Genomic DNA, 19,943 nt, shown 5'->3' with positions numbered 1-19,943 from the left:
GGCCGGCTGCTTACGGCTGCAAGGTTTTGCCGTCCACTGGATCGCCGATTTTCAGGAAATGCCCGCCCGCCACATGGTGCAAGGTGCGCAACGCGTCTTGCCCTTCGAAGTGCCAGCGACCGTCACTGAACACGCGCTCGTCTGCCTGTGCGGCAATCACTTCGGCCAGGAACAGATCGTACTGCTGGTGATTGCCGGGCTCCGGCAGCAGTCGGCATTCCAGCCAGGCGACGCAGCCTTCGAGCATTGGCGCATCGATCAATTCAGCGCTGAAAGTCGGCAAACCATAGACCTGGAATTTGTCCCGGCCTTGGTCCCGGGTCAATTCCAGGCCGGACGTCGAACCCACGGTCTGGACGATATCGGCCTGGGCGGCGCAGGGAACATTGAGCACAAACGTGCCCGAAGCCTCCAGCAATTGCCGGGTCCAGGTGGACTTGTCCAGCACCACGGCAATTTTCGGCGGCTCGAAATCCAGCGGCATGGCCCAGGCCGCCGCCATGATGTTGCGCTGGCCGTCATGGGCCGCGCTGACCAACACGGTCGGGCCGTGATTGAGCAGACGATAAGCCTTGGTCAAGGGAACCGGACGGCGGTGAGAAACGCTCATGATGGCGACTCCTGGGGAAAACGCCGATTGTAGCGATTTACGCCGCGATGGCAGGCATCAAGTCGCCAACTGATTGGCAAACTGGCCGACCGCGTTCACCACTTTCTGTGCGCCGTCCTGAATCTCGACAATCACCGTCCCCGCCTCTGCCGCCAGCGCCAGCCCTTGTTCAGCCTGGAGTTTGCCCTCGGTCATCAGCGCCACGGCGTTGCGTGCCATGTCCTGGTTCTGACGCACTACGCCGACAATCTCATCGGTTGCCTGGCTGGTGCGCGAAGCCAATTGCCGGACCTCATCCGCCACTACCGCAAACCCCCGCCCCTGTTCCCCGGCCCGAGCCGCTTCGATGGCGGCGTTGAGCGCCAGCAGGTTGGTCTGTTCGGCAATCCCGCTAATGGTTTTGACGATGGTGCCGATCACCAGCGACTGCTCGTTCAGCGCTTCGATGCCTTCGCCGGCGGTCTGCATGTGCTTGGCAAGGTCACGCATCACGTTGACCGCCTGAGTCACTACGGAGTTACCGCGTTGCGCGCTGCTGTCGGTTTGCTGCGAGGTGCTGTAGGCAATGTTGGCCGCTTCGGCGACGGCTTGCTCCTGATTGACCTGATCGGTAATCACCGTGGCGAACTTCACCACTTTGTAGAGCTTGTTGTTGGCGTCGACCACCGGGTTATAGGAAGCCTCCAGCCAGACCACGCGACCGTGGCTATCGATGCGCTTGAAACGGGCGGCGACGAACTCGCCTGCATTCAAGCGGCGCCAAAAGTCCTGGTACGCGGTGCTGTTGTAGTCCTCCGGTTCGCAGAAAGTGCGGTGATGTTTGCCCTTGATCTGCGCCAGGCTGTAACCCATGCCGCTGAGAAACCGTTCGTTGGCCGCCAACACGTTGCCATTGAGATCGAACTCGATCACTGCCGTGGAACGCACGAGGGCGCCGATCAGGTTCTCATGCTCACGAGACGCCTCGATGGTGCGGGTCAGGTCACTGGAGTAAATCGAGAAGTGTTTGATCCGGCCGTCCGCGGACCGAACCGGCTGCACGATCGAACGCAGCCAGGCTTCCTGGCCATTGCCGCGCAACAAACGCACCGTGCCGGCAAAGTGCTCGCCACGGGTCAGCGCGGTCTTGAAGCGGCGGTGGAATTCGTCCGACTTCACATGGGCCGGGACGATGTCTTCGATGTGTCGCCCTATCAGGTCGCTGCTTTTGTAGAGCATCTCGCCGATGAAGTTCTGGTTGACCGATTGAATCCGCCCATCGGCATCGAGGGTCAGGACCAGCATCTCGCTTTCCAGACTTTCCTTCACTTGCTGGAGGCTGGAGAGTTCTTCGCGAAGAGCCGACAGCTCCTGCTTCAAGCGTTTGTTGAACATGGGGGATACACCGATGGACAGGGATAAAAAGCGGCATGCAGCCTAACCATCGGCCTTGGGGATATTTTCTGAAGAGTGTTTCAGGGTTGTCCTACAAAAATAGTTGAAGGGTGACTGCCTGATCAGCTGGCAGTCACTGAGCGCAGGGAGCCACCCTGCGGCGACCAACGTTGGGCATGCGAGCGCCGAAATATGCTGCGCTGCTGACCCCTACAGCCCCCATCACCGCGCAGAAGATCACGCAGATCCATGGGCTCCGCGGCATCAGACCGATCAGCAACAACGGTGTGATACTCGCCCAGACGGCGTAGGCAATGTTGTAGGTGAAGGAAATCCCCGAGACACGAATCCGCGCCGGGAACAGGCTGACCATCACCGACGGCACCGCGCCGACCACCCCGCAACCAAGGCCGGCCACCGCATACGCCAGACCGATCCAGTTGCCACCAATGATCAGGCAGGTATAGAGCACGCCGATGCCCAATGGCAGCAGCAGGCTATAGAGCATCACCGTACGCCAGGCGCCAATGCGGTCGACCAGCAGCCCGGCGAGTACGCAGCCAATATTCAGAAAGACAATGCCCAAGGCACTCAGGGCGAAGGTGTGGCTGGCGGTCATACCGAAGGTTTTCTGCATCATGGTCGGGGTGATAACCACAAACACCACCACCGCCGAGGTCAGTACGCAGGTGAGGATCATCGCCGGCAGCATGGCCAGGCGATGCTCACGCAATACCGTGCGCAGTGGCAGTTCGACGGCCGCATCACGTTGAGCCTGCATGGCCATGAACACCGGGGTTTCGCTGAGCCAGCGGCGTAGCCAGACGCCGATCACGCCGAACACGCCGCCCAGCAGGAACGGGTAACGCCAGGCGTAATCAAGGATTTCTGCCGGGGTGAACGCCTGTGCCAGAAACGTCGCCGTCAGGGCACCGATCAGGTAACCAAACGTCAACCCGGCCTGCAGGAAACCGAGGGCATAACCGCGATGCCCAACGGGTGCATGCTCGGCGACGAATACCCAGGCGCTCGGCACTTCACCGCCCACCGCCGCGCCCTGGAGGATTCGCAGGGCCAACAGCAGCAGCGGTGCGAAATAACCAATTTGGGCGTAGGTCGGCATGATGCCGATCAGCAGGCACGGCAGCGCCATCATCAGGATGCTCAGGCTGAAGACCTTCTTGCGCCCCAATTTGTCGGCGAAATGCGCCATCAAAATCCCGCCCAACGGCCGCGCCAGATAACCGGTCACGAAGATCCCGAAGCTTTGCAGCAGTCGCAGCCACTCGGGCATTTCCGGCGGGAAGAATAGCTGGCTGAGGGTCAGGGCGAAAAATACGAAAATGATGAAATCGTAGATTTCCAGCGCGCCGCCAAGGGCCGCAAGGCCGAGGGTCTTGTAATCCGAGCGGGTGAACGGCGCCGGGCGCGAATCGGTATTGGCGGTCATGAAAAGCACTCTGGCATAGGCAAAAAACCAAGGCGCCCATGGTCTACGCAAACGCGCCAGCGGACAACCCGTTAGACCAAAGTCCTAGACGCGTAAAACTTCGTCACAAAATAGTACCGATTGTTTTACTGTTGGCACCTGTCTGGACGGGCCTTTGCGGCCCCAAAGACCACAACAAACATAAAAATTCGAGGTACACCCGTGGCCGCTGATATCGAAGATACCCGCTCTGCCCGCTTTGCCCTGCGCTGCTCAAGTTTTGCCGAACGCTGGTTCCCCGACTCCTGGGTGTTTGCCGCACTGGCAGTGATTATCGTCGCCGTGGCCACCCTGTTCATGGGCGCCAAACCCACCGACGCCGCCATGGCCTTCGGTGACGGCTTCTGGAGCCTGATCCCGTTCACCATGCAGATGGCTTTCGTGGTGATCGGCGGTTATGTCGTCGCCAGCTCGCCACCGGCAGTGAAACTGATCGACCGGCTGGCGCGGATCCCGAAAAACGGCCGCTCGGCCGTCGCCTGGGTTGCGTTGATCTCCATGGTCGCTTCGCTGCTGAACTGGGGGCTGTCGCTGGTGTTTGGCGGTTTGCTGGTGCGCGCCCTCGCCCGCCGTACCGATCTGAAAATGGACTACCGTGCCGCCGGTGCTGCCGCCTATCTGGGTCTCGGCGCGGTGTGGGCCTTGGGCTTGTCCTCGTCCGCCGCGCAACTGCAGGCCAACCCGGCCAGCCTGCCGCCATCGATTCTGTCGATCACCGGGGTGATTCCTTTCACGCAAACGATCTTTCTCTGGCAGTCCGGCGTGATGTTGCTGGCGCTGATCGTGATCTCGCTGATCATTGCCTACGCCACTGCACCTGGCCCGAACTCGGCCCGTGATGCCAAAGCCTGCGGCATCGATCCGAGCTTTAACCTGCCGCCATTGCAACCGCGCACCCGCCCCGGCGAATGGCTGGAGCACAGCCCGCTGCTGACGATTTTGCTGGTGCTGCTGGCGGCCGGATGGCTGTTCCACGAGTTCTCGACCAAACCGGCGATCAGTGCGATTTCCGGGCTGAACACCTACAACTTCCTGTTCATCATGCTCGGAGCCCTGCTGCACTGGCGCCCGCGCAGCTTCCTTGACGCGGTGTCCCGCGCGGTACCGACCACCACTGGCGTACTGATTCAGTTCCCGTTGTACGGCTCGATTGCCGCGCTGATGACCACCGTCAAAGGGACTGACGCTCAGACGCTGGCTCACCACATCTCGACCTTTTTCGTACAAATCGCGTCCCACGACACCTACGCGCTGCTGATGGGCGTGTACTCGGCGATCCTCGGTTTCTTCATCCCGTCCGGTGGCGGCAAATGGATCATCGAAGCGCCGTACGTCATGCAAGTCGCCACCGACCTGAACTACCACCTGGGCTGGGCCGTGCAGATCTACAACGCCGCCGAAGCCCTGCCGAACCTGATCAACCCGTTCTACATGCTGCCGCTGCTGGGTGTGCTCGGGTTGAAGGCGCGGGACTTGATCGGGTTTTCGTTCGTGCAACTGCTGGTGCACACGCCGCTGGTGCTGTTTCTGCTGTGGGCGCTGGGGACGACGCTGACGTATACGGCACCGGTCATGCCGTAACACGTAAGTGATTGCACCTGCTGCGGGCAGGTGCAATCAGTTCACTCGGTTTGAACATGTAACAAACGCCTAGATTTATCCTACAAACAGGCTCGATTGCGCCTGACATGAAACCCGGAGAGTTCTTATCTCCAACCTATAAATCGCTGAGTAAACTCCGACAGCTCACAAACTTTTTAAAGCAAGACAGCACTGACCAAGGATGAACAAGCACATGTCTTTAATATCGAAAACGCTGGAAGAGATGATTAACGAGATTTACCAGGACGGTAGGGTTTCAGTCGTTGAATATAAAAAGCTGCGTGATGATGCAGATCGCCGTATGGACGCTGTCGTCCGCGAGTTCGGCCAGCACAACAATTTGACCGCCCTTCAAAAAGCGATGGATGTAGTCATGCAATTAACGCAAACGTCCATCATTGATGCCAAAAAAGCCAAACTGACCGATACAGGAGAGGCCATCGTCAAGGATGCCGTATTTGCACAGGTCGAGTACTTGCGCGCCGGTACTCATCTGGCACTAAAGCTGTTGTAACGCTTCAACCTCCGTCCGGCCCATAGACATTAAGCCCGGGCCGGACTCCATAACCGAGAGTTCCTGGCATACACACCGCAGGCTCTACGCAAAAAAACTACACGCAAACACTATTCTGTGTAACGCCGCTGATCCAGTATGGCGCGTACCCAATCAACGGGATCACGCTGAAAAGGATCTGAGCATGTTCAAAATCGCAGGACTCACCCTCGCGGCCCTCACCCTGAGTGCCGCCGCCCATGCCGATACCGACCTGAAGCTGGGCAGTACCGAACGCGTCACCCGCCTGTTCGCTTACCCCAATAACTGCAACGTGATCTGCTTTCGCAACTGGACGCTGGAGCAAACGGTCGAGCATTACCTGTCCCAGAGCGTGCAACGCGATGGTTACAGCGCGGCGAAGGTACGGGTCAAAACCGATAACAATCAGCTCTACGCTGAAATCAGCGGCGTACCCCGTGGCTATGAAAAACCGTTGGCGGCATTGCTCGATGCCGGTGATCTGGCCTACACCGGCGCCAGCAAGCTGAATGCCGACGGCAAGTGGGCTTACAGCTGGTATCTGTTCCTGCCACTGGGCATGGCCCTGGAAAACCGCAAAAGCGTTGAACTGTTGCACTTCCCACCCGACTATTCGTTGACCCAGGCTCAGGATTACCTGCGATCCGCCACCACCGATCGCTGGGCCACACTGCTGACTGACAACGGAATTCCGGCCGACCAGACGCCGGGCTACCAGACCATCATCGACATTGCACCGATTGCCGCACCGTCCAACGCGGGCAAGGATCTGGAAGGCGTCTACGACTACTTCAAGGACTACCAGACCACGATGGTCAAGCAACTCAGTCAGAACGCCAGTGGTGCGGCGTTGCCGATGGTCGCCTTCGGCGCGCCAGTGCGTAACTGGATCAAGCAGCAATACGGGCCGACCGTGAACGTGCTGGGCCTGGTCAGCATCAGTCCGAGCGACGGGGTGAAAGTGCCAGTGCTGGGTTCCAACCACCCAAGCTACATTTGGTACGCCGCCGACCCGGAAAGCTATACCGGCAACGATGCCCAGGCCAAGGCCGACGCGGCGGGCCTTAAAGTCATGGGCCAGGATTTGAGTGCCGCGTGCTGGCAGGCCGCCATGGGCCGCCAACCGGACAGTAATCCCGACATTGAATTGAGAAGCTGCACCCAAACCTGGCAAGTGGCCCAGGCAGAAAAAACCTGCGAGCTGTTCTACACCTCAATTCGCAACCTGACGCCCGAAAAAGCCGTGGCCAAGTGCGCGACGGCACCGATCAAATCTCAGCTCAAACAGCTGAAAGCCCCGGTACCCGCGACCGCGATCCCTGCCCCGGCCCTGTAAAACGATGAACGGCGGGTCTACTGTCAATTATGACAGTAGACCCGCCGTTTCATTTGCGAGAGGCTTGAACCGTACCCATGTGCTGCAGAGCTGACAGGATCGTCAGCTGATGGAGGTCGCAGCACCCAGCCAACAAGGATCGTTATGAAAACCCACGCCCTGCACGAGACGCTTGCACAACCTCCCGATGGGATTTATCCATTTGCGGAGCTGCCCGTTCGCCTTGGATTCCCCTCCAGGGCCGACTTCGAGATTATCGACAACACCAACGGATCGGCGGCAGCCGTCGCCGCACTTCGGGACTTCCCTCGTATCAGCCGAATTTGTCGGGCTTCGGGGCATCTACTGCCTTATCGGTGTCGGCATACCCGGCAACTGGCCCGTGGCATCCATGTCTACGACCCGCGCTTCTGCGGGCTGCTGCGACACTCCTGCGACCCAAACGTATTTCTCGACATGAGCGAGCTGTGGTTGTGGGCGCTGAAGGACATCAAAAAAGGCGACCGACTGACGATGGACTACGCCACCACCGAAGACAAACTCATGCGTCAGTTCGCCTGCCAGTGTGGCTCGTTCGACTGCCGTGGCTGGATCACCGGCTACGATGAATCGCCGAACGCCGACGGCCAGTTGTTTCTGCAGCACTGGCGTCGGCGAAGTCTATGCTGAAGGGCGTTACAACGCCTCGACCGGACGCAGACGGTATTGCGGCGGCAATTGCTCGAAACCGCTGATGGTGGCGTTCAGGCTTTTCCAGCGACCGTCCTTGATGCCATAGATGCAGCCGTGAACAGACAGGCTCTGCCCGCGGTGCCAGGCGTTTTGCACAATGCTGGTGTGCCCGACGTTGGCCACTTGCTGGATCACGTTGTATTCGCAGAGGCGGTCGACCCGCTCTTCTTCAGTGGGCAATTTGGCGAGCTCTTCGCGTTTTTCATAATAGAGATCGCGAATCGAGCGCAGCCAGCCGTCGATCAGGCCCAGCTGACGGTCCTGCATTGAGGCGCGGACGCCGCCGCAGCCATAGTGGCCGGTAACGAGGATGTGTTTGACCTTCAGCACGTCGACCGCGTACTGAATCACCGACAGGCAGTTGAGGTCGGTGTGCAGGACTACGTTGGCCACATTACGGTGTACAAACAGATCGCCGGGCAGCATGCCGACGATCTCGTTCGCCGGCACCCGGGCGTCGGAGCAACCGATCCACAGGTATTCCGGGGTTTGCTGACGGGCCAGCTTGGCGAAGAAATCAGGATCTTCTTTGGTGATCGCGTCAGCCCAGCGCTCGTTGTTATCAATCAGATCTTGTAATTCGTTCATGCAATGAAGCCTCGAGAATGATGCGCTTCTATGACAGACAACCATCTGTCGGGGTCACGCGCCAGATGCAGATACCCGGTTTTCCATGCCGGAGGAATTCTCAGCAGCCCAGGGGGTCCACCCTAGTAAGGCCTACAGTATGAGGAATTGCCATGACTGATTCACGACGTCCGTTCGATGCGACTCAACCCGAGCCCATCGATGACAACGAAGACCGCATGGGCTCGATGCATGAGCTGGATTTTGACGAGGAAACACCCAGCGGCAAAATCGGCGACGAGCTGCCGCAAACGGAGCGTGAACGCCTGATGCCTCGGGAGCGCGTACGTGAAGCCGGCATGACCGGTGCCTCGACCGATGACCATGAGTCCACCGACGACGACATGAGCCCGGAAACCCTGATCCATGAAGACGGCGCACGGGACGGCCACGAAGCGGGTGAAGGTGGCCAGGCCGATTGGGATTTGAGCATTGTCGATGAAGACGATATCGGCGGGGGTAATGGGCTGGATGAAGAGGAACTGGCGCAGCAGGATCCGATGGACGGTAATCGTTGATCGCTAGTGTATGAAAGTCCGTATTCGCGAGCAGGCTCGCTCCCACAGGATTTATGTCAGACACATAATTTGTGTACTAAAAAAGAATCCACTGTGGAAGCGAGCCTGCTCGCGAAGCTTTTAAAAAGGCTCAGTCGACCAGGGTGCAGGCCATTACAACGGCATCTTCACGCCCACCCACCGCTGGGTAGTAATCGCGCCGCCGACCAATCTCGTTAAACCCATAACGCTCATACAACTTGAACGCGCCACGGTTGCTGTCACGCACTTCAAGGAAACACTCGCGCGCCTTGGCGTCATATGCTCGGGACATTAAATGCTCCAGCAAAGTCAAGCCCAGGCCACGGCCCTGGTTCTCCGGTTTGACGGTAATGTTCAGCAGATGCGCTTCATCAAGGATGATCTGCACCACCCCGTGGCCGACCTGCTGCTGGCCTTCAAACATCAGCCATATCTGATATTTACCCAGCCCATCGAGAAAAATCCCGCGAGTCCAGGGGTGGCTGTAAGCCGCGTATTCGATTTTCAGTACAGCGTCCATGTCCGCCTCGATCATCGGGCGGAACGATACAGCGTCACTCATTCGATTCTTTCCAGCGCGCCATTAGCCGACGCATGGCTTGCCAGACATCAGCCTTACGCTGTGGCTCTTCCATTAATAATTCCAGACCCGGCAGGGCCCAGACCGAGCCCAGGCCTTCGACCTGGAGTTCACGGTTGAAGGATTCGGCGTTCGCCTCACCGGCGAAACGCACCGCCGGCAGGCCGATCAGCCACACGCAGACACACGGTGCGTCCTCCAGCCGGGCCGAGAGAAAACCTTGCACGAAGTCGCGAGCCGCTTCTGGGCCTTGATCCATGGTGCCCCGAGACAACAGCGGCCAGCGCACCGGCTCGCCGATGATCTGCGGAGCGTCAGGCAGACCGGCGGCGCGCAGCATGTCCTTGAGCAGCAGATAGGCAGGATCGCGGGTCTGGAACGGTTCGCCTGTGGGTAACTCCACCAGCAGCAGGCATCGGCCAGCGCGCAGCAATTGCAGGGAAAAACGCGGTGGCGGCACTTGCACAGCCTTGGCGACGACCGGCGCGGCCTCTTCCTCAACCTTGGCATTCGTGCGCGTGCTGGCCAGCGATGGCCGTGGCACCTCGATTTTCACCCGTTCGGCCGGTTTGACCAGTGGTTGCACGGGCGAATCAGCCACAGGCGCGGGAGCAACCGGAGCAACCGGCGCGACGACCAACGGCTCGGGCATCTCCAGCAACTCAGGGCGCGAGGGCGCAGCAAAGGGCAATTCGGTGCGCGGCAGCCAGTTGACCACCTGCATGGCGGTCAAATAAGCGCGACGACGGGACTCGATAAGCAAAGGTCGGCCACTTGTGGATAACTAAAGTGCGGTGATTCTACCGCCCTTCGCTCAAGATCGCCCACGCTTGATCGATAGAAAGCCAACTGTCCGTCCCGAGAGTGAATCGCAACGGGCGTGATGCAGTACAATCGCGACTTTTAATCGCCAACCAGCCGGCCATTCCGATGATCGAACCCAAGCGCGTCTTGCGCGCCCTCGCTGAACACTGGGCACTTCTGGAGCCACTGTGCGAGCACTTCGACCAAGGCACCTTGAGCCTCAACGAACTGCGTTCACAGTTGGCCGCCCAGCAACTGGACAGTACGCCGCAGGACATCACCAGCCTGCTGGACGTGTGGATCCGCCTCGACATTCTGGTTCCCGTGGCGAAAAGCCCGAACCGTTTCGAGCTCAATGCGCAGATCCACGACTTCCTCGCCTACCTGCGCCGTGAGCACCGTCTGGGCCTGTGCCTGGAGATCGAAGCCTATTTGCGCCACCTCGAACGCCTGGCCGGTTATATCCAGGACGCCTTCGACATCCGCGACGGCCACGACCTGGCGCGCCAGTTGCGCCTGCTCGATATGCGCGTACGGGACGTATTGAAGAAACTCGCCAACGACGAACAGGCCTTGGTGGCCGTCGCCGAGCGCGCCAAAACCAGCGACCGGCAGATTCCACTGCGTCAGCGTTACGCTGAAGTGCTGGCGACCTGGGACGAATACGTCGAGCCAATGATTCAGCTGGTGAACGCCGACGGCGCCTTCGAACAAGGCGTGCGCAAGGTCGAGAACGTTCTGCTGAAAATGCTCACTGAGCAGCAGCGCCTCGGCCATCTGGTCGACGACGACATGCTGCTGCGCACCCACGCGCGCATCCTCGAAATGCAGACCAGCGCCCAGCTGACGCTGCGCCATGCCCGCGAACTGCTGTTGCCGCTGCGTGAAGAAGCCCGTCGTCACAACGCCGTGACCCGTGGCGCTGCGCTGGCCTTGTCGGCCATTCGTCGTAAAGGTATCGATGCGGTGCCACAAGCGGCGATGCCGATGTTCACCCGGCCGCAAAGCACCTTCCTCGGCAGTGCCAGTCAGGTCGAAGCCTACGTTTACGCGTTGGCCCGTTTCGAGCCGAAACCGGCGCGCTTCCCCAAGGCCCACAAAACGCAGAAAGGCGAAGCGCCACGCGCGCCACGCACGGTTCGGGAAATGCTCGAACGTTGCGAAGACGCCCTGCCGATGCCGGACCTGATGACCTGGCTGCTGGAGCAGGAGCCGGACGGCGCTACCGACGAATTGCTTTATTGGTTCTCGCGCCTGTCGCGGGAAAAGCGCTTCACACGCGAACGTCTGGAACGCCGCGACTACCACACTCACGAGCACCAGGTCAGCCTGCGCTCTTTCGCCCTGCTCTCGGCCCGCGACACCGCCGAGGATTCTGCGAGCACCCCACATGCATCTTGATCTACACGAACTGTCCCAGCTGGCGCCGATCTTTCGCGAGCTGTTCAAGGGCTACCACGTCAGCCGCCGCGACCCGGAGCTGTACGCGCAACTGTCGAACTTCCAGGACCAGTACCGCACGCTGTTCAAGGCACTAGGCTTTGAACTGGTCTGCGACACCCGTGGTTTCTACTACTTCGTGCCGGACCTCGCGGCGGCGGCGGTGAACAAGACCGCGCAACGTCTGGCACTGTTCACCTTCATCCTCGTCGAGCACCTGGCCGATCAGGGCCGTGACCCGGTCGCCGTGCTCGACGGTGGCAGCCTCGGCCGCGATGAATTGCCATCGCTTTTGGAGAAATACCGCGACCTGTTTATCCAGGCCGAAGTGCAGACCGTCGAAGAACTCGAAGAAAAAATCATGCGCCGCATGACCCAGCTCGGTTTTGCCGGTGAAGAAAACGGCATCTACCGTTTCCTGCCGCCGATGCACCGCTTCCTCGATGTCTGCCTGTCGGTCCAGCAAGACCGTGACCTGGCCGCCAGCCTGCACAGCGTGTTGCCATTGCCGGTGCCCGTGCTGATCGATGACGACAGCGACGAAAAGCTTTTGGAAACCGATGACCCGCTCGATCTCAGCGACTTCGCTGAAGAAAGCGAAGAAGACGCCATGGCCCGCGCCATTGCCGAAGAACAGGAGACCGACGCATGAGCAAGGAACGCTACGGCATTCGCCGCTTTGCCCTTTTGAACACCGCCGGATACAGCCTCGGCCTGTTCCCGCTGGAAGAACCGTTGTCGGTTTACGGCGCGAACAACCTCGGCAAATCCGCATCGATTAACGCCTTGCAGTTCCCGATCCTGGCGCGCATGTCGGACATGAGTTTCGGCAAGTACAGCCTGGAACAATCCCGTCGTTTCTACTTCGCCTCTGACACCAGTTACATCCTGGTCGAAGTCTCGCTGCCTCACGGTCCACATGTGATTGGTGTGGTCGGTCGCGGCCCGGGCGGTGGCTTCGGTCACCAGTTCTTTGCCTACGCCGGCAAACTGGATCTGGCCCATTACCAGAAAAACGACACCTGCCTGCGCCAGAAAGAATTGTTCACGAACCTTGAGCGTGAAGGCCTGAAAGCCTACGAACTCAAGCCGGATGAACTGCGTCGTTTGCTGGTGGGCGGTCACACGTCGATTCCGCTGGACCTGACGCTGATCCCGCTGCGTTCCACCAGCGAGCAGAGCCTGAAGACCTTCCGCGCACTGTTCATCAACCTGCTGCACATGCGCGAAATCACCGCAGCCAAGCTCAAGCAATTGTTCCTCGATGCCTTCGAACACAGCCTGCGCTCCGGTAGCGTCGACTACATCGCCGCGTGCGAAGAAGCGTTCCGCGATGTACGACGCATGGAGCAGGACTACAACTCGCTGGTCACTGCCGGCCCATTGGTCGAAGCCCTTGCGGCAGGCGTGACTCAGCGCAATATCCTGCGCGGCAAACTGCACCGGATCTCGCCGCTGCTCGACTCCCTGCTCGGCACCTGGTCGGACTACGCCAGTGCGCGCAAGGAAGAGCTGACGATTCAGGCCGAACACTACCGCAACGAGCAAGACGCGCTGCAAAACGATCAGCGTGGCGGCACTCAAGAGCTGATGCGTCTGGAGCGGGAAATCACTGGCATCCAGCGCTGGCTCGGCGAATTGTCGGTGCTCAAGCATCGCTTCGCGTTGGTCACTGACGTCAAAGTCCTTGAGCAACAACTGCTCGCAGCCAAGGACGCGCACGATGAACTGGCCGGTGCGCTGGCGCAGTCGCGGCAGTTCAGCGCCGAAGATCTGGAAGAGCGTCTGCGGGATCTGGAAAAACGCCTGAAGTCGGTGAAGCAGCAACTCGATCACGCCGACAACAACAGCTACGCCCGTCTGCGCGAGGAATTCTCGCAACAGGATGTCGAGCGCCTGATGCGTTTGTTCAACAGCGCATTGTTCAGCCTGCCGTTGGGTGAACACGGCATTACGCTGGACGAGGACGGTCAGTGGGTCAAATCCATGGAACTGATTCTCGACGGCTTCAAGGGTGAGCGCTTCGAAGTGCCGGGCCTGTCCATCGACATCTCGCACATCGAGCCGCCGGCCCTGCAAGCCCTGGCTGACCGCGCGGCATTGCGCGATCAGAAAGAGCGTCTGGACAAAGAACTCAAGCAACTGAAAACCCAACAAGCCGTGGCCGCCGACCGCGCCGCGAGCAAGACCCAGACCGAAGCGCTGTACCAGCAAGTGCTGGATGCGCAGAAAGCGCTGGAAGATTTCCGCCGCGCGCAAACCCTGAGCGCCGAGGAAGGCGACAAGCTGGAACAACTGGCGCAGATGGAAGCGGCGCAGGACGAGTTGAAGCGCTCCAGCGACGCTTTCACCGAACGCGTCCAGCAGCTGTCGGCCAAGCTGCAACTGGTCGGCCGGCAGATCGGCGACATGGAAGCCAAGCAACGCACCCTCGACGACGCCCTGCGTCGCCGTCAGCTGTTGCCCGCAGACCTGCCGTTCGGTACGCCGTTCATGGACCCGATCGACGATTCCATGGACAACCTGCTGCCGCTGCTCAATGACTATCAGGACAGCTGGCAGGGTTTGCAGCGCAGCGACGGTCAGATCGAGGCGCTGTATGCGCAGGTGCGCCTCAAGGGTGTGGCCAAGTTCGACAGCGAAGACGACATGGAGCGTCGCCTGCAACTGCTGATCAACGCGTACGCGCACCGTACCGACGAAGCCCTGACCCTTGGCAAGGCCCGTCGTGCGGCCGTTACCGACATCGCCCGGACCCTGCGCAACATCCGCAGCGACTACGACAGCCTTGAGCATCAACTGGCGCTGTTCAACCGCGAGATCAACAAACGTCAGGTCTCCAACCTGCAAAGCTTCCGCATCGTGCTGGCGCCGAACAAGGAAGCGCTCAAGCACATCGACCAGATCATCCACAGCGCCGGTCAGTACGAAGAAGGTGAAACCCTCTCCGTGTTCGACCTGAGCCAAAGCGCCGATCAGGACAACAAGAACGAAGAAGCCAAGGAATACCTGGCGCGTCTGGTGGCGGCTAACCACAACCAGCTCGGCCTCAAGGACTTGTTCGAGTTGGCGTTCGAGATCACCAAGGTCAACGGCCAGCCGGTGATTCACACCGACATCGACGGCGCGGCATCCAACGGCACCACCATGACCATCAAGGCGCTGACCAACATGTACTTGTTGCTGCACTTGATGGACCGTGACCAGGCCGGTCGCGTGCGCCTGCCGTACTACCTCGACGAAGCAGCGGACATCGACGAGAAGAACCAGGCAGCGTTGCTGGAAACCAGCCTGCAACTGGGCTTCGTACCGATCCTGGCGAGTGTGAAGCCGCAGGTCTGCGCCAGTGTCGCCATCGACCTGGAAGGCGGCAGCGGGCCGAACGGGATCTACATCGACGAGGCGGACTGGAAGTACATTCGTCGTCACGATGAAGTGAAGGCTGCCGTTACCGTTGCCGCAGATGAACCGGAGCTGGATGCGGTCTGATCTGCGTTAATCGACAGCCATAAAAAAGGCCGCGATCCAATGGATCGCGGCCTTTTTCATGGGTGCCTTTCAGTGAATTTGAGGGCCTCTTCGCGAGCAGGCTCGCTCCCACATTGGATAAGTGCCAGACACACATTCTGCGTTCACAGCACATCCCTGTGGGAGCGAGCCTGCTCGCGAAAGCGCCATCACAGACACCCAAATAATTTCCCGCTATTTACCGATTGAAATCTTCGGTGCCCAGGTCAGCCATTCGTCTTCGAACTTATCGAACAGCGGGAACGTTTGCTCAGCTCGCGCCGGACTGCCCATGCGCTCGCCGTCCGGCGTGGCGAAAGCGATGCCGCCCTGAATCAGCGTCTCAAGCGATTCGGTTCGCATCGTCGCCCCTTTGAACAAGCCGTAATCAAAGCCAAAACCACTGGAGTTCCAGAAACGCGTGCCGCTGCGCACCAACGGTGCGTACTTCGGCTCGATCAGGATGTGCACCAACACACGATCCGCCGTCTGGCCGAGTTCATAGCCTGTCACCTTGCCCACGGTGATTTCGCGATAAGTGACCGGCACACCTGTTTTCAGCGAACCACGCCGGGCAGCGCTCAACACCAGACTCAATCCGGCCTCTTGTTTAGCGGTTTCCGGCGGACTGGTCAGGGCCACGAAGTTTTTCTGCGGGCCGAGGTTTTTCGCGGCCGGTTGCACTTCGATGTATTGACCAGTGACCAGCGTTTCGAGGTTGGACGTCTTGATCAGACCCAGTTCAGGTTTGACGACCCAGAACTGACTGCCGACCCGAGCGATACGCTCCGGCACTTCGGTGATTCGTGCAGTCAGCAGCACCGATTGCAGGTCATCGCTGAGGTCGACGTCTTCAATCTTGCCGACATCCAGCCCTTTGAATCGAATCGGCGTGCCACTGCGCAGCCCGTCGGCGCGATCAACCCTGATCGTTACCACGGCACCTTTTTGCGTCGCCTCATCATGACTGGCGAACAAACGGAAACGCGGAATCCGCTTCTGCAACGGTGCCTTGGCTTCCGGGGTTTCGAAGGCAATGCCGCCAGCCATCAGGCTTTGCAGCGACTCACTTTTGACCTGGATTCCACCCGTCAGACCACCCGTGAGCGTAATGCCGCTGGCATTCCAGAACCGTGTCGAGGCGTTGACCAGACCTTCGTATTCCTTCTCGATGTGAACACCAATCACCAACTGCTTTTTGGTGCGTGAGAACTGATAGCTCTGGACCGAACCAACCTTGACCTGTTTGTAGAGAATCGGGCTGCCGACCTCCAGTGAACCGAGGTTTTCAGTGAACAGCACCAGGTGCAATCCTGGCGCACGCAAGTCGAGCGGCGGTGCCTTCGGCCGTGCGACAAACTCGCGCTGCGGTGCGGCGCCTTTGTCTCCCGGACGCACGGCGATGTAGTTACCTTTGACCAACGCTTCGAGCCCGGTGATACCGGCAAGCGAGATCGACGGTTTGACTACCCAGAACTGGGTGCCTTCGACCAGGTAATCTTCAGCCAGAGGATCGAGGGTCAATTCGGCGGTGGCACTGGATAGATCTGGATCGATCTTGAGCGCTTTCAGATTGCCGACCTGGATGCCTTTGTACATAACCGGTGTGCGACCCGCCTGCATTCCTTCGAAGTCGCTGAGCTTGACCTTGACCCGAATACCGGCGGCGGCTGCATCGAAATCTTCGTAGAGACGAAACGGCAGACTCGGGTCGGTGGGCGGGCTGTCCTTGCGGTTCTCCGGCGTGGCAAACGCGATACCGCCAGCGACGATGCTGGCCAGGGACTCGCTGCGCACTTTCACACCTGACAGGTTGGCGTCGATGCTGATGCCGCTAGCGTTCCAGAAACGCGTGTGTTTGCGCACCAGTTTGGCGTAGGTGGGCTCGATGAAAACTTTCAGTTCGACGGTGCTTTGGTCTTCTGACAGCAGATAACTTTTGATCTGGCCGACCTTGATCTGCTTATAGAACACCGGGCTACCGCGATTGAGTGAACCGAGACGATCTGCCTTGATGGTCAGGTGTAGACCGGGCTGGGCGTCCGACAGCGGCGGCTCTTCGGCCAAGGCTTTGAACTTGCGAGTCGGCTCACCCTCGCCCGGGCTTATCGCCACGTAATTACCCGAGACCAGCGTCTCCAGGCCCGTGATGCCGGCCAGCGTCACGCTCGGCTTGACCAGCCAGAAACGGGTGCTGGTCCGCAGGTATGGCTCCACGTCCTTATTCATCTCGACGGTGGCGATCACGCCTTTAGAGTTGCCTTCGTCATCGAGCTTGAGGGTCTTCACCTTACCCACCGACATGCCTTTGTAGACGACTTCGGTCTTGTTGGCCTGAATGCCTTCACCACTTTCGAAACGCACCTGAATCTCGATGCCGGTCTCGTTGTAGGCACGCCAGCCAAGCCAGCCACCGATGATCAGGGCGATCAGGGGCAGTACCCAGATAGCAGACCAGTTCGAGGCCGGTCGGGTTTTCGCTGTAGGCAAATCAGTCATGGTCGTCGTCCGACTCCGTGTTATCCCAAATCAGTCGGGGATCGAAAGTTACTGCGGCAAGCATTGTCAGAATCACCACACTGGCGAAAGCGATGGCGCCAAGATTGGCTTCGACGCTGGCAAGCCGTCCAAAATTCACAACCGCCACCAGGATGGCGATCACAAAGATATCGAGCATCGACCAGCGGCCAATGAACTCAATAAAGCGATACATCCAAATACGTTGGCGAGCCGACAGTGGCTGGCGGCGCTGCACAGAAAACAGCAGCAGTCCGATGCCCACCAATTTGAACGTTGGTACCAGAATACTGGCGATAAAAACCACGGCGGCGATGGGGATCATGCCGTGTTGAACCAGTTGGATCACACCGGACATGATCGTGCTGGGATCGCCCTGCCCCAGTGAACTGACGGTCATGATCGGCAACACGTTGGCCGGGATGTAGAGAACCGCGGCGGTCACCAGCAGCGCCCAGGTACGCATCACACTGTTCGGACGACGGGCGTGAACCAGCGCACCGCAACGGGTGCAGACCTGCTCATCGGTGTCGGCTTCCTGCTTGTTCAATTCATGGCATTCGGCGCAAATCAGAATGCCTGCATCAATCGCCCGCATGGGCATCTTCTCCTGATAAAGCCTGCCAGATCTGATGGGGCGACATCACAACCTCCAACCAGACCTGAACCAACAACAAACCGATAAAGCACGCCAGGCCAAGTCCGACGGTAATTGCTGCCATATCTGCCAGTTTGACGATCGCCACCAGTACGCCCATGAGGTAGACCTCGAGCATCCCCCAATCGCGTAAATGGTGATAAATGCGGTAGAGCAACAGGCCGTAACTGCGTCCGATATCAAAACGAATACTCAGCAGCACAACCAGTTGGCAGAGCAACTTGAGCAGCGGGATTCCCATGCTGCAGAGAAACACCACGACTGCAACGCCCTGCATTCCGGTATCGAACAGGCCAACAACACCAGTCCAGACAGTGTCATCCGACGACTGCCCGAGTAGATGGAGCTGCATGATGGGTAAAAAGTTCGCAGGGATATACAACAACAGTGCGGCGAGAACCAAGGCGAGACTGCGCTGTACGACGTTATGGCGATGGGCGTAGAGCTCGTAGCCGCAACGCGGACAGAGGGCTTTCTCGCCATGGGCGAGTTCGGGCTTGCGCATCAGCAAGTCGCACTCATGACACGCTACCAAGTCGTCCAGCGGTAATTCTGACAGCCCTGGGGCGTCAACCGGATCTGGCATAAAGGCTCTGGCTCCGAAAAAGTTGGACCTATTCTAGTGTCATGGATCGAAAATAACTGTGCAAATTTGTGCTTTAACTGAAAGCCACTTTCCTACGGACAAAACAAAACCCCTACCTGCATACGCAGATAGGGGTTTCGGAATTTAATCTTGACGATGACCTACTCTCACATGGGGAAACCCCACACTACCATCGGCGATGCATCGTTTCACTACTGAGTTCGGGATGGGATCAGGTGGTTCCAATGCTCTATGGTCGTCAAGAAATTCGGTAGCCAGGTCGTGGGCCTTTTCAGGTTCACGCTCCAGCGAATGGGTATGCGATAGATTTGTGTGTTTCGTTTCGAATTTTCGACTTGTGTCGTCTTCACACACCGCAATCTGGTGCCTTCTCAGGTCAGCAAATTGCTTGGGTGTTATATGGTCAAGCCTCACGGGCAATTAGTATTGGTTAGCTCAACGCCTCACAGCGCTTACACACCCAACCTATCAACGTCGTAGTCTTCGACGGCCCTTCAGGGGACTCAAGGTCCCAGTGAGATCTCATCTTGAGGCTAGTTTCCCGCTTAGATGCTTTCAGCGGTTATCTATTCCGAACATAGCTACCCGGCAATGCCACTGGCGTGACAACCGGAACACCAGAGGTTCGTCCACTCCGGTCCTCTCGTACTAGGAGCAGCCCCTCTCAAATCTCAAACGTCCACGGCAGATAGGGACCGAACTGTCTCACGACGTTCTAAACCCAGCTCGCGTACCACTTTAAATGGCGAACAGCCATACCCTTGGGACCGGCTTCAGCCCCAGGATGTGATGAGCCGACATCGAGGTGCCAAACACCGCCGTCGATATGAACTCTTGGGCGGTATCAGCCTGTTATCCCCGGAGTACCTTTTATCCGTTGAGCGATGGCCCTTCCATACAGAACCACCGGATCACTAAGACCTACTTTCGTACCTGCTCGACGTGTCTGTCTCGCAGTCAAGCGCGCTTTTGCCTTTATACTCTAC

16 protein-coding genes, 2 rRNA genes and 2 pseudogenes (1 of these 20 running past the window's edge) are annotated in these 19,943 nt (G+C 58.9%); 8 read left to right on the top strand and 12 right to left on the bottom strand.

Annotation, left to right across the window (positions count from 1 at the left end; translation table 11 throughout):
* Positions 1-10: 10 nt before the first annotated feature.
* From JFU47_RS22080 to JFU47_RS22070, 4 genes and pseudogenes are all read right to left on the bottom strand, one after another.
* On the bottom strand, positions 11-610 hold the full coding sequence (locus tag JFU47_RS22080) for a flavin reductase family protein (protein WP_201185684.1): 600 nt from the start codon (positions 608-610) through the stop codon (positions 11-13).
* A gap of 57 nt (positions 611-667) precedes the next feature.
* Positions 668-1,105, bottom strand: a pseudogene (locus JFU47_RS33665) (methyl-accepting chemotaxis protein); the annotation flags it as partial.
* A gap of 150 nt (positions 1,106-1,255) precedes the next feature.
* Positions 1,256-1,894 (bottom strand): annotated as a pseudogene (locus tag JFU47_RS33660) (PAS domain-containing protein); the annotation flags it as partial.
* A gap of 223 nt (positions 1,895-2,117) precedes the next feature.
* Positions 2,118-3,434 (bottom strand): MFS transporter, encoded by a 1,317-nt coding sequence (locus JFU47_RS22070; protein WP_201185679.1) that lies wholly within the window; start codon positions 3,432-3,434, stop codon positions 2,118-2,120.
* A 201-nt stretch (positions 3,435-3,635) separates the two neighbouring features.
* On the opposite strand from JFU47_RS22070, the gene JFU47_RS22065 reads away from it, so the two are divergent.
* The 4 genes from JFU47_RS22065 to JFU47_RS22050 all read left to right on the top strand — a co-directional run bounded on the left by JFU47_RS22065 (position 3,636) and on the right by JFU47_RS22050 (position 7,615).
* Complete coding sequence (locus JFU47_RS22065) at positions 3,636-5,054, top strand: short-chain fatty acid transporter (RefSeq protein ID WP_033061219.1); 1,419 nt, start codon at positions 3,636-3,638, stop codon at positions 5,052-5,054.
* 214 nt (positions 5,055-5,268) lie between these two features.
* The gene (locus JFU47_RS22060) at positions 5,269-5,589 is read left to right on the top strand and encodes a hypothetical protein (protein ID WP_008153466.1); all 321 of its coding nucleotides are present in this window, start codon (positions 5,269-5,271) and stop codon (positions 5,587-5,589) included.
* 184 nt (positions 5,590-5,773) lie between these two features.
* Positions 5,774-6,946 (top strand): hypothetical protein, encoded by a 1,173-nt coding sequence (locus JFU47_RS22055; protein WP_201185677.1) that lies wholly within the window; start codon positions 5,774-5,776, stop codon positions 6,944-6,946.
* A gap of 144 nt (positions 6,947-7,090) precedes the next feature.
* The gene (locus JFU47_RS22050) at positions 7,091-7,615 is read left to right on the top strand and encodes an SET domain-containing protein-lysine N-methyltransferase (RefSeq protein WP_201185675.1); all 525 of its coding nucleotides are present in this window, start codon (positions 7,091-7,093) and stop codon (positions 7,613-7,615) included.
* A 6-nt stretch (positions 7,616-7,621) separates the two neighbouring features.
* Here JFU47_RS22050 and can read toward each other — a convergent pair whose 3' ends face one another.
* A complete protein-coding gene (gene can / locus JFU47_RS22045) occupies positions 7,622-8,266 on the bottom strand; it encodes a carbonate dehydratase (protein ID WP_008145531.1) in 645 nt (214 codons plus the stop codon).
* Positions 8,267-8,418: 152 nt separating this feature from the next.
* Here can and JFU47_RS22040 point away from each other — a divergent pair, with 152 nt between their 5' ends.
* Complete coding sequence (locus JFU47_RS22040; protein WP_201185667.1) at positions 8,419-8,823, top strand: serine kinase/phosphatase; 405 nt, start codon at positions 8,419-8,421, stop codon at positions 8,821-8,823.
* Positions 8,824-8,953: 130 nt separating this feature from the next.
* Here JFU47_RS22040 and rimI read toward each other — a convergent pair whose 3' ends face one another.
* Both rimI and JFU47_RS22030 read right to left on the bottom strand, forming a co-directional pair.
* Positions 8,954-9,406, bottom strand: a complete 453-nt coding sequence (gene rimI / locus JFU47_RS22035) for a ribosomal protein S18-alanine N-acetyltransferase (protein WP_201185659.1) — start codon at positions 9,404-9,406, stop codon at positions 8,954-8,956.
* Complete coding sequence (locus JFU47_RS22030) at positions 9,399-10,148, bottom strand: energy transducer TonB (protein WP_201187310.1); 750 nt, start codon at positions 10,146-10,148, stop codon at positions 9,399-9,401. Before JFU47_RS22030 ends, rimI begins: the two co-directional genes overlap by 8 nt.
* A 206-nt stretch (positions 10,149-10,354) precedes the next feature.
* On the opposite strand from JFU47_RS22030, the gene mksB reads away from it, so the two are divergent.
* From mksB to mksF, 3 genes are read left to right on the top strand one after another with little or no spacing between them, the layout of a single operon-like run.
* A complete protein-coding gene (gene mksB, locus JFU47_RS22025; protein WP_201185654.1) occupies positions 10,355-11,629 on the top strand; it encodes an Mks condensin complex protein MksB in 1,275 nt (424 codons plus the stop codon).
* On the top strand, positions 11,619-12,320 hold the full coding sequence (gene mksE, locus JFU47_RS22020; protein WP_201185653.1) for an Mks condensin complex protein MksE: 702 nt from the start codon (positions 11,619-11,621) through the stop codon (positions 12,318-12,320). Before mksB ends, mksE begins: the two co-directional genes overlap by 11 nt.
* Entirely contained in the window at positions 12,317-15,157 is a 2,841-nt protein-coding gene (gene mksF / locus JFU47_RS22015; RefSeq protein WP_201185652.1) for an Mks condensin complex protein MksF, read from the top strand. The genes mksE and mksF overlap by 4 nt, the downstream gene beginning before the upstream one ends.
* Before the next feature lie 213 nt (positions 15,158-15,370).
* Here the strand turns inward: mksF and JFU47_RS22010 are convergent, their stop codons facing one another.
* The 5 genes from JFU47_RS22010 to JFU47_RS21990 all read right to left on the bottom strand — a co-directional run.
* Complete coding sequence (locus JFU47_RS22010; protein WP_201185650.1) at positions 15,371-17,674, bottom strand: PqiB family protein; 2,304 nt, start codon at positions 17,672-17,674, stop codon at positions 15,371-15,373.
* Positions 17,667-18,290, bottom strand: coding sequence for a paraquat-inducible protein A (locus tag JFU47_RS22005; RefSeq protein ID WP_123365609.1), 624 nt, complete (start codon positions 18,288-18,290; stop codon positions 17,667-17,669). The genes JFU47_RS22010 and JFU47_RS22005 overlap by 8 nt, the downstream gene beginning before the upstream one ends.
* The gene (locus JFU47_RS22000) at positions 18,277-18,936 is read right to left on the bottom strand and encodes a paraquat-inducible protein A (protein WP_201185643.1); all 660 of its coding nucleotides are present in this window, start codon (positions 18,934-18,936) and stop codon (positions 18,277-18,279) included. The genes JFU47_RS22005 and JFU47_RS22000 overlap by 14 nt, the downstream gene beginning before the upstream one ends.
* Positions 18,937-19,084: 148 nt before the next feature.
* Positions 19,085-19,200 (bottom strand): 5S ribosomal RNA (rrf, locus tag JFU47_RS21995).
* Positions 19,201-19,356: 156 nt separating this feature from the next.
* Positions 19,357-19,943: ribosomal RNA gene (locus JFU47_RS21990) — 23S ribosomal RNA — on the bottom strand (it continues 2,305 nt past the right edge of the window).

This window comes from Pseudomonas sp. TH39(2020), assembly GCF_016650715.1.
In the GTDB taxonomy this organism is placed as follows: Bacteria; Pseudomonadota; Gammaproteobacteria; order Pseudomonadales; family Pseudomonadaceae; genus Aquipseudomonas; species Aquipseudomonas mandelii_C.
The sequence above is the reverse complement of the archived record's forward strand: the minus strand, read 5'-3'. Positions and strand labels throughout refer to the sequence as shown.

What these genes read in the sequence shown, in the direction of transcription:
- JFU47_RS22070 (WP_201185679.1), bottom strand. Translation starts at nt 3,434, where the DNA reads ATGACCGCCAATACCGATTCGCGCCCGGCGCCGTTCACCCGCTCGGAT.
- JFU47_RS22060 (WP_008153466.1), top strand. Translation starts at nt 5,269, where the DNA reads ATGTCTTTAATATCGAAAACGCTGGAAGAGATGATTAACGAGATTTAC.
- JFU47_RS22000 (WP_201185643.1), bottom strand. Translation starts at nt 18,936, where the DNA reads ATGCCAGATCCGGTTGACGCCCCAGGGCTGTCAGAATTACCGCTGGAC.
- JFU47_RS22010 (WP_201185650.1), bottom strand. Translation starts at nt 17,674, where the DNA reads ATGACTGATTTGCCTACAGCGAAAACCCGACCGGCCTCGAACTGGTCT.
- can (WP_008145531.1), bottom strand. Translation starts at nt 8,266, where the DNA reads ATGAACGAATTACAAGATCTGATTGATAACAACGAGCGCTGGGCTGAC.
- JFU47_RS22030 (WP_201187310.1), bottom strand. Translation starts at nt 10,148, where the DNA reads ATGCAGGTGGTCAACTGGCTGCCGCGCACCGAATTGCCCTTTGCTGCG.
- JFU47_RS22080 (WP_201185684.1), bottom strand. Translation starts at nt 610, where the DNA reads ATGAGCGTTTCTCACCGCCGTCCGGTTCCCTTGACCAAGGCTTATCGT.
- mksE (WP_201185653.1), top strand. Translation starts at nt 11,619, where the DNA reads ATGCATCTTGATCTACACGAACTGTCCCAGCTGGCGCCGATCTTTCGC.
- JFU47_RS22040 (WP_201185667.1), top strand. Translation starts at nt 8,419, where the DNA reads ATGACTGATTCACGACGTCCGTTCGATGCGACTCAACCCGAGCCCATC.
- mksB (WP_201185654.1), top strand. Translation starts at nt 10,355, where the DNA reads ATGATCGAACCCAAGCGCGTCTTGCGCGCCCTCGCTGAACACTGGGCA.
- JFU47_RS22050 (WP_201185675.1), top strand. Translation starts at nt 7,091, where the DNA reads ATGAAAACCCACGCCCTGCACGAGACGCTTGCACAACCTCCCGATGGG.
- JFU47_RS22055 (WP_201185677.1), top strand. Translation starts at nt 5,774, where the DNA reads ATGTTCAAAATCGCAGGACTCACCCTCGCGGCCCTCACCCTGAGTGCC.
- rimI (WP_201185659.1), bottom strand. Translation starts at nt 9,406, where the DNA reads ATGAGTGACGCTGTATCGTTCCGCCCGATGATCGAGGCGGACATGGAC.
- mksF (WP_201185652.1), top strand. Translation starts at nt 12,317, where the DNA reads ATGAGCAAGGAACGCTACGGCATTCGCCGCTTTGCCCTTTTGAACACC.
- JFU47_RS22005 (WP_123365609.1), bottom strand. Translation starts at nt 18,290, where the DNA reads ATGCGGGCGATTGATGCAGGCATTCTGATTTGCGCCGAATGCCATGAA.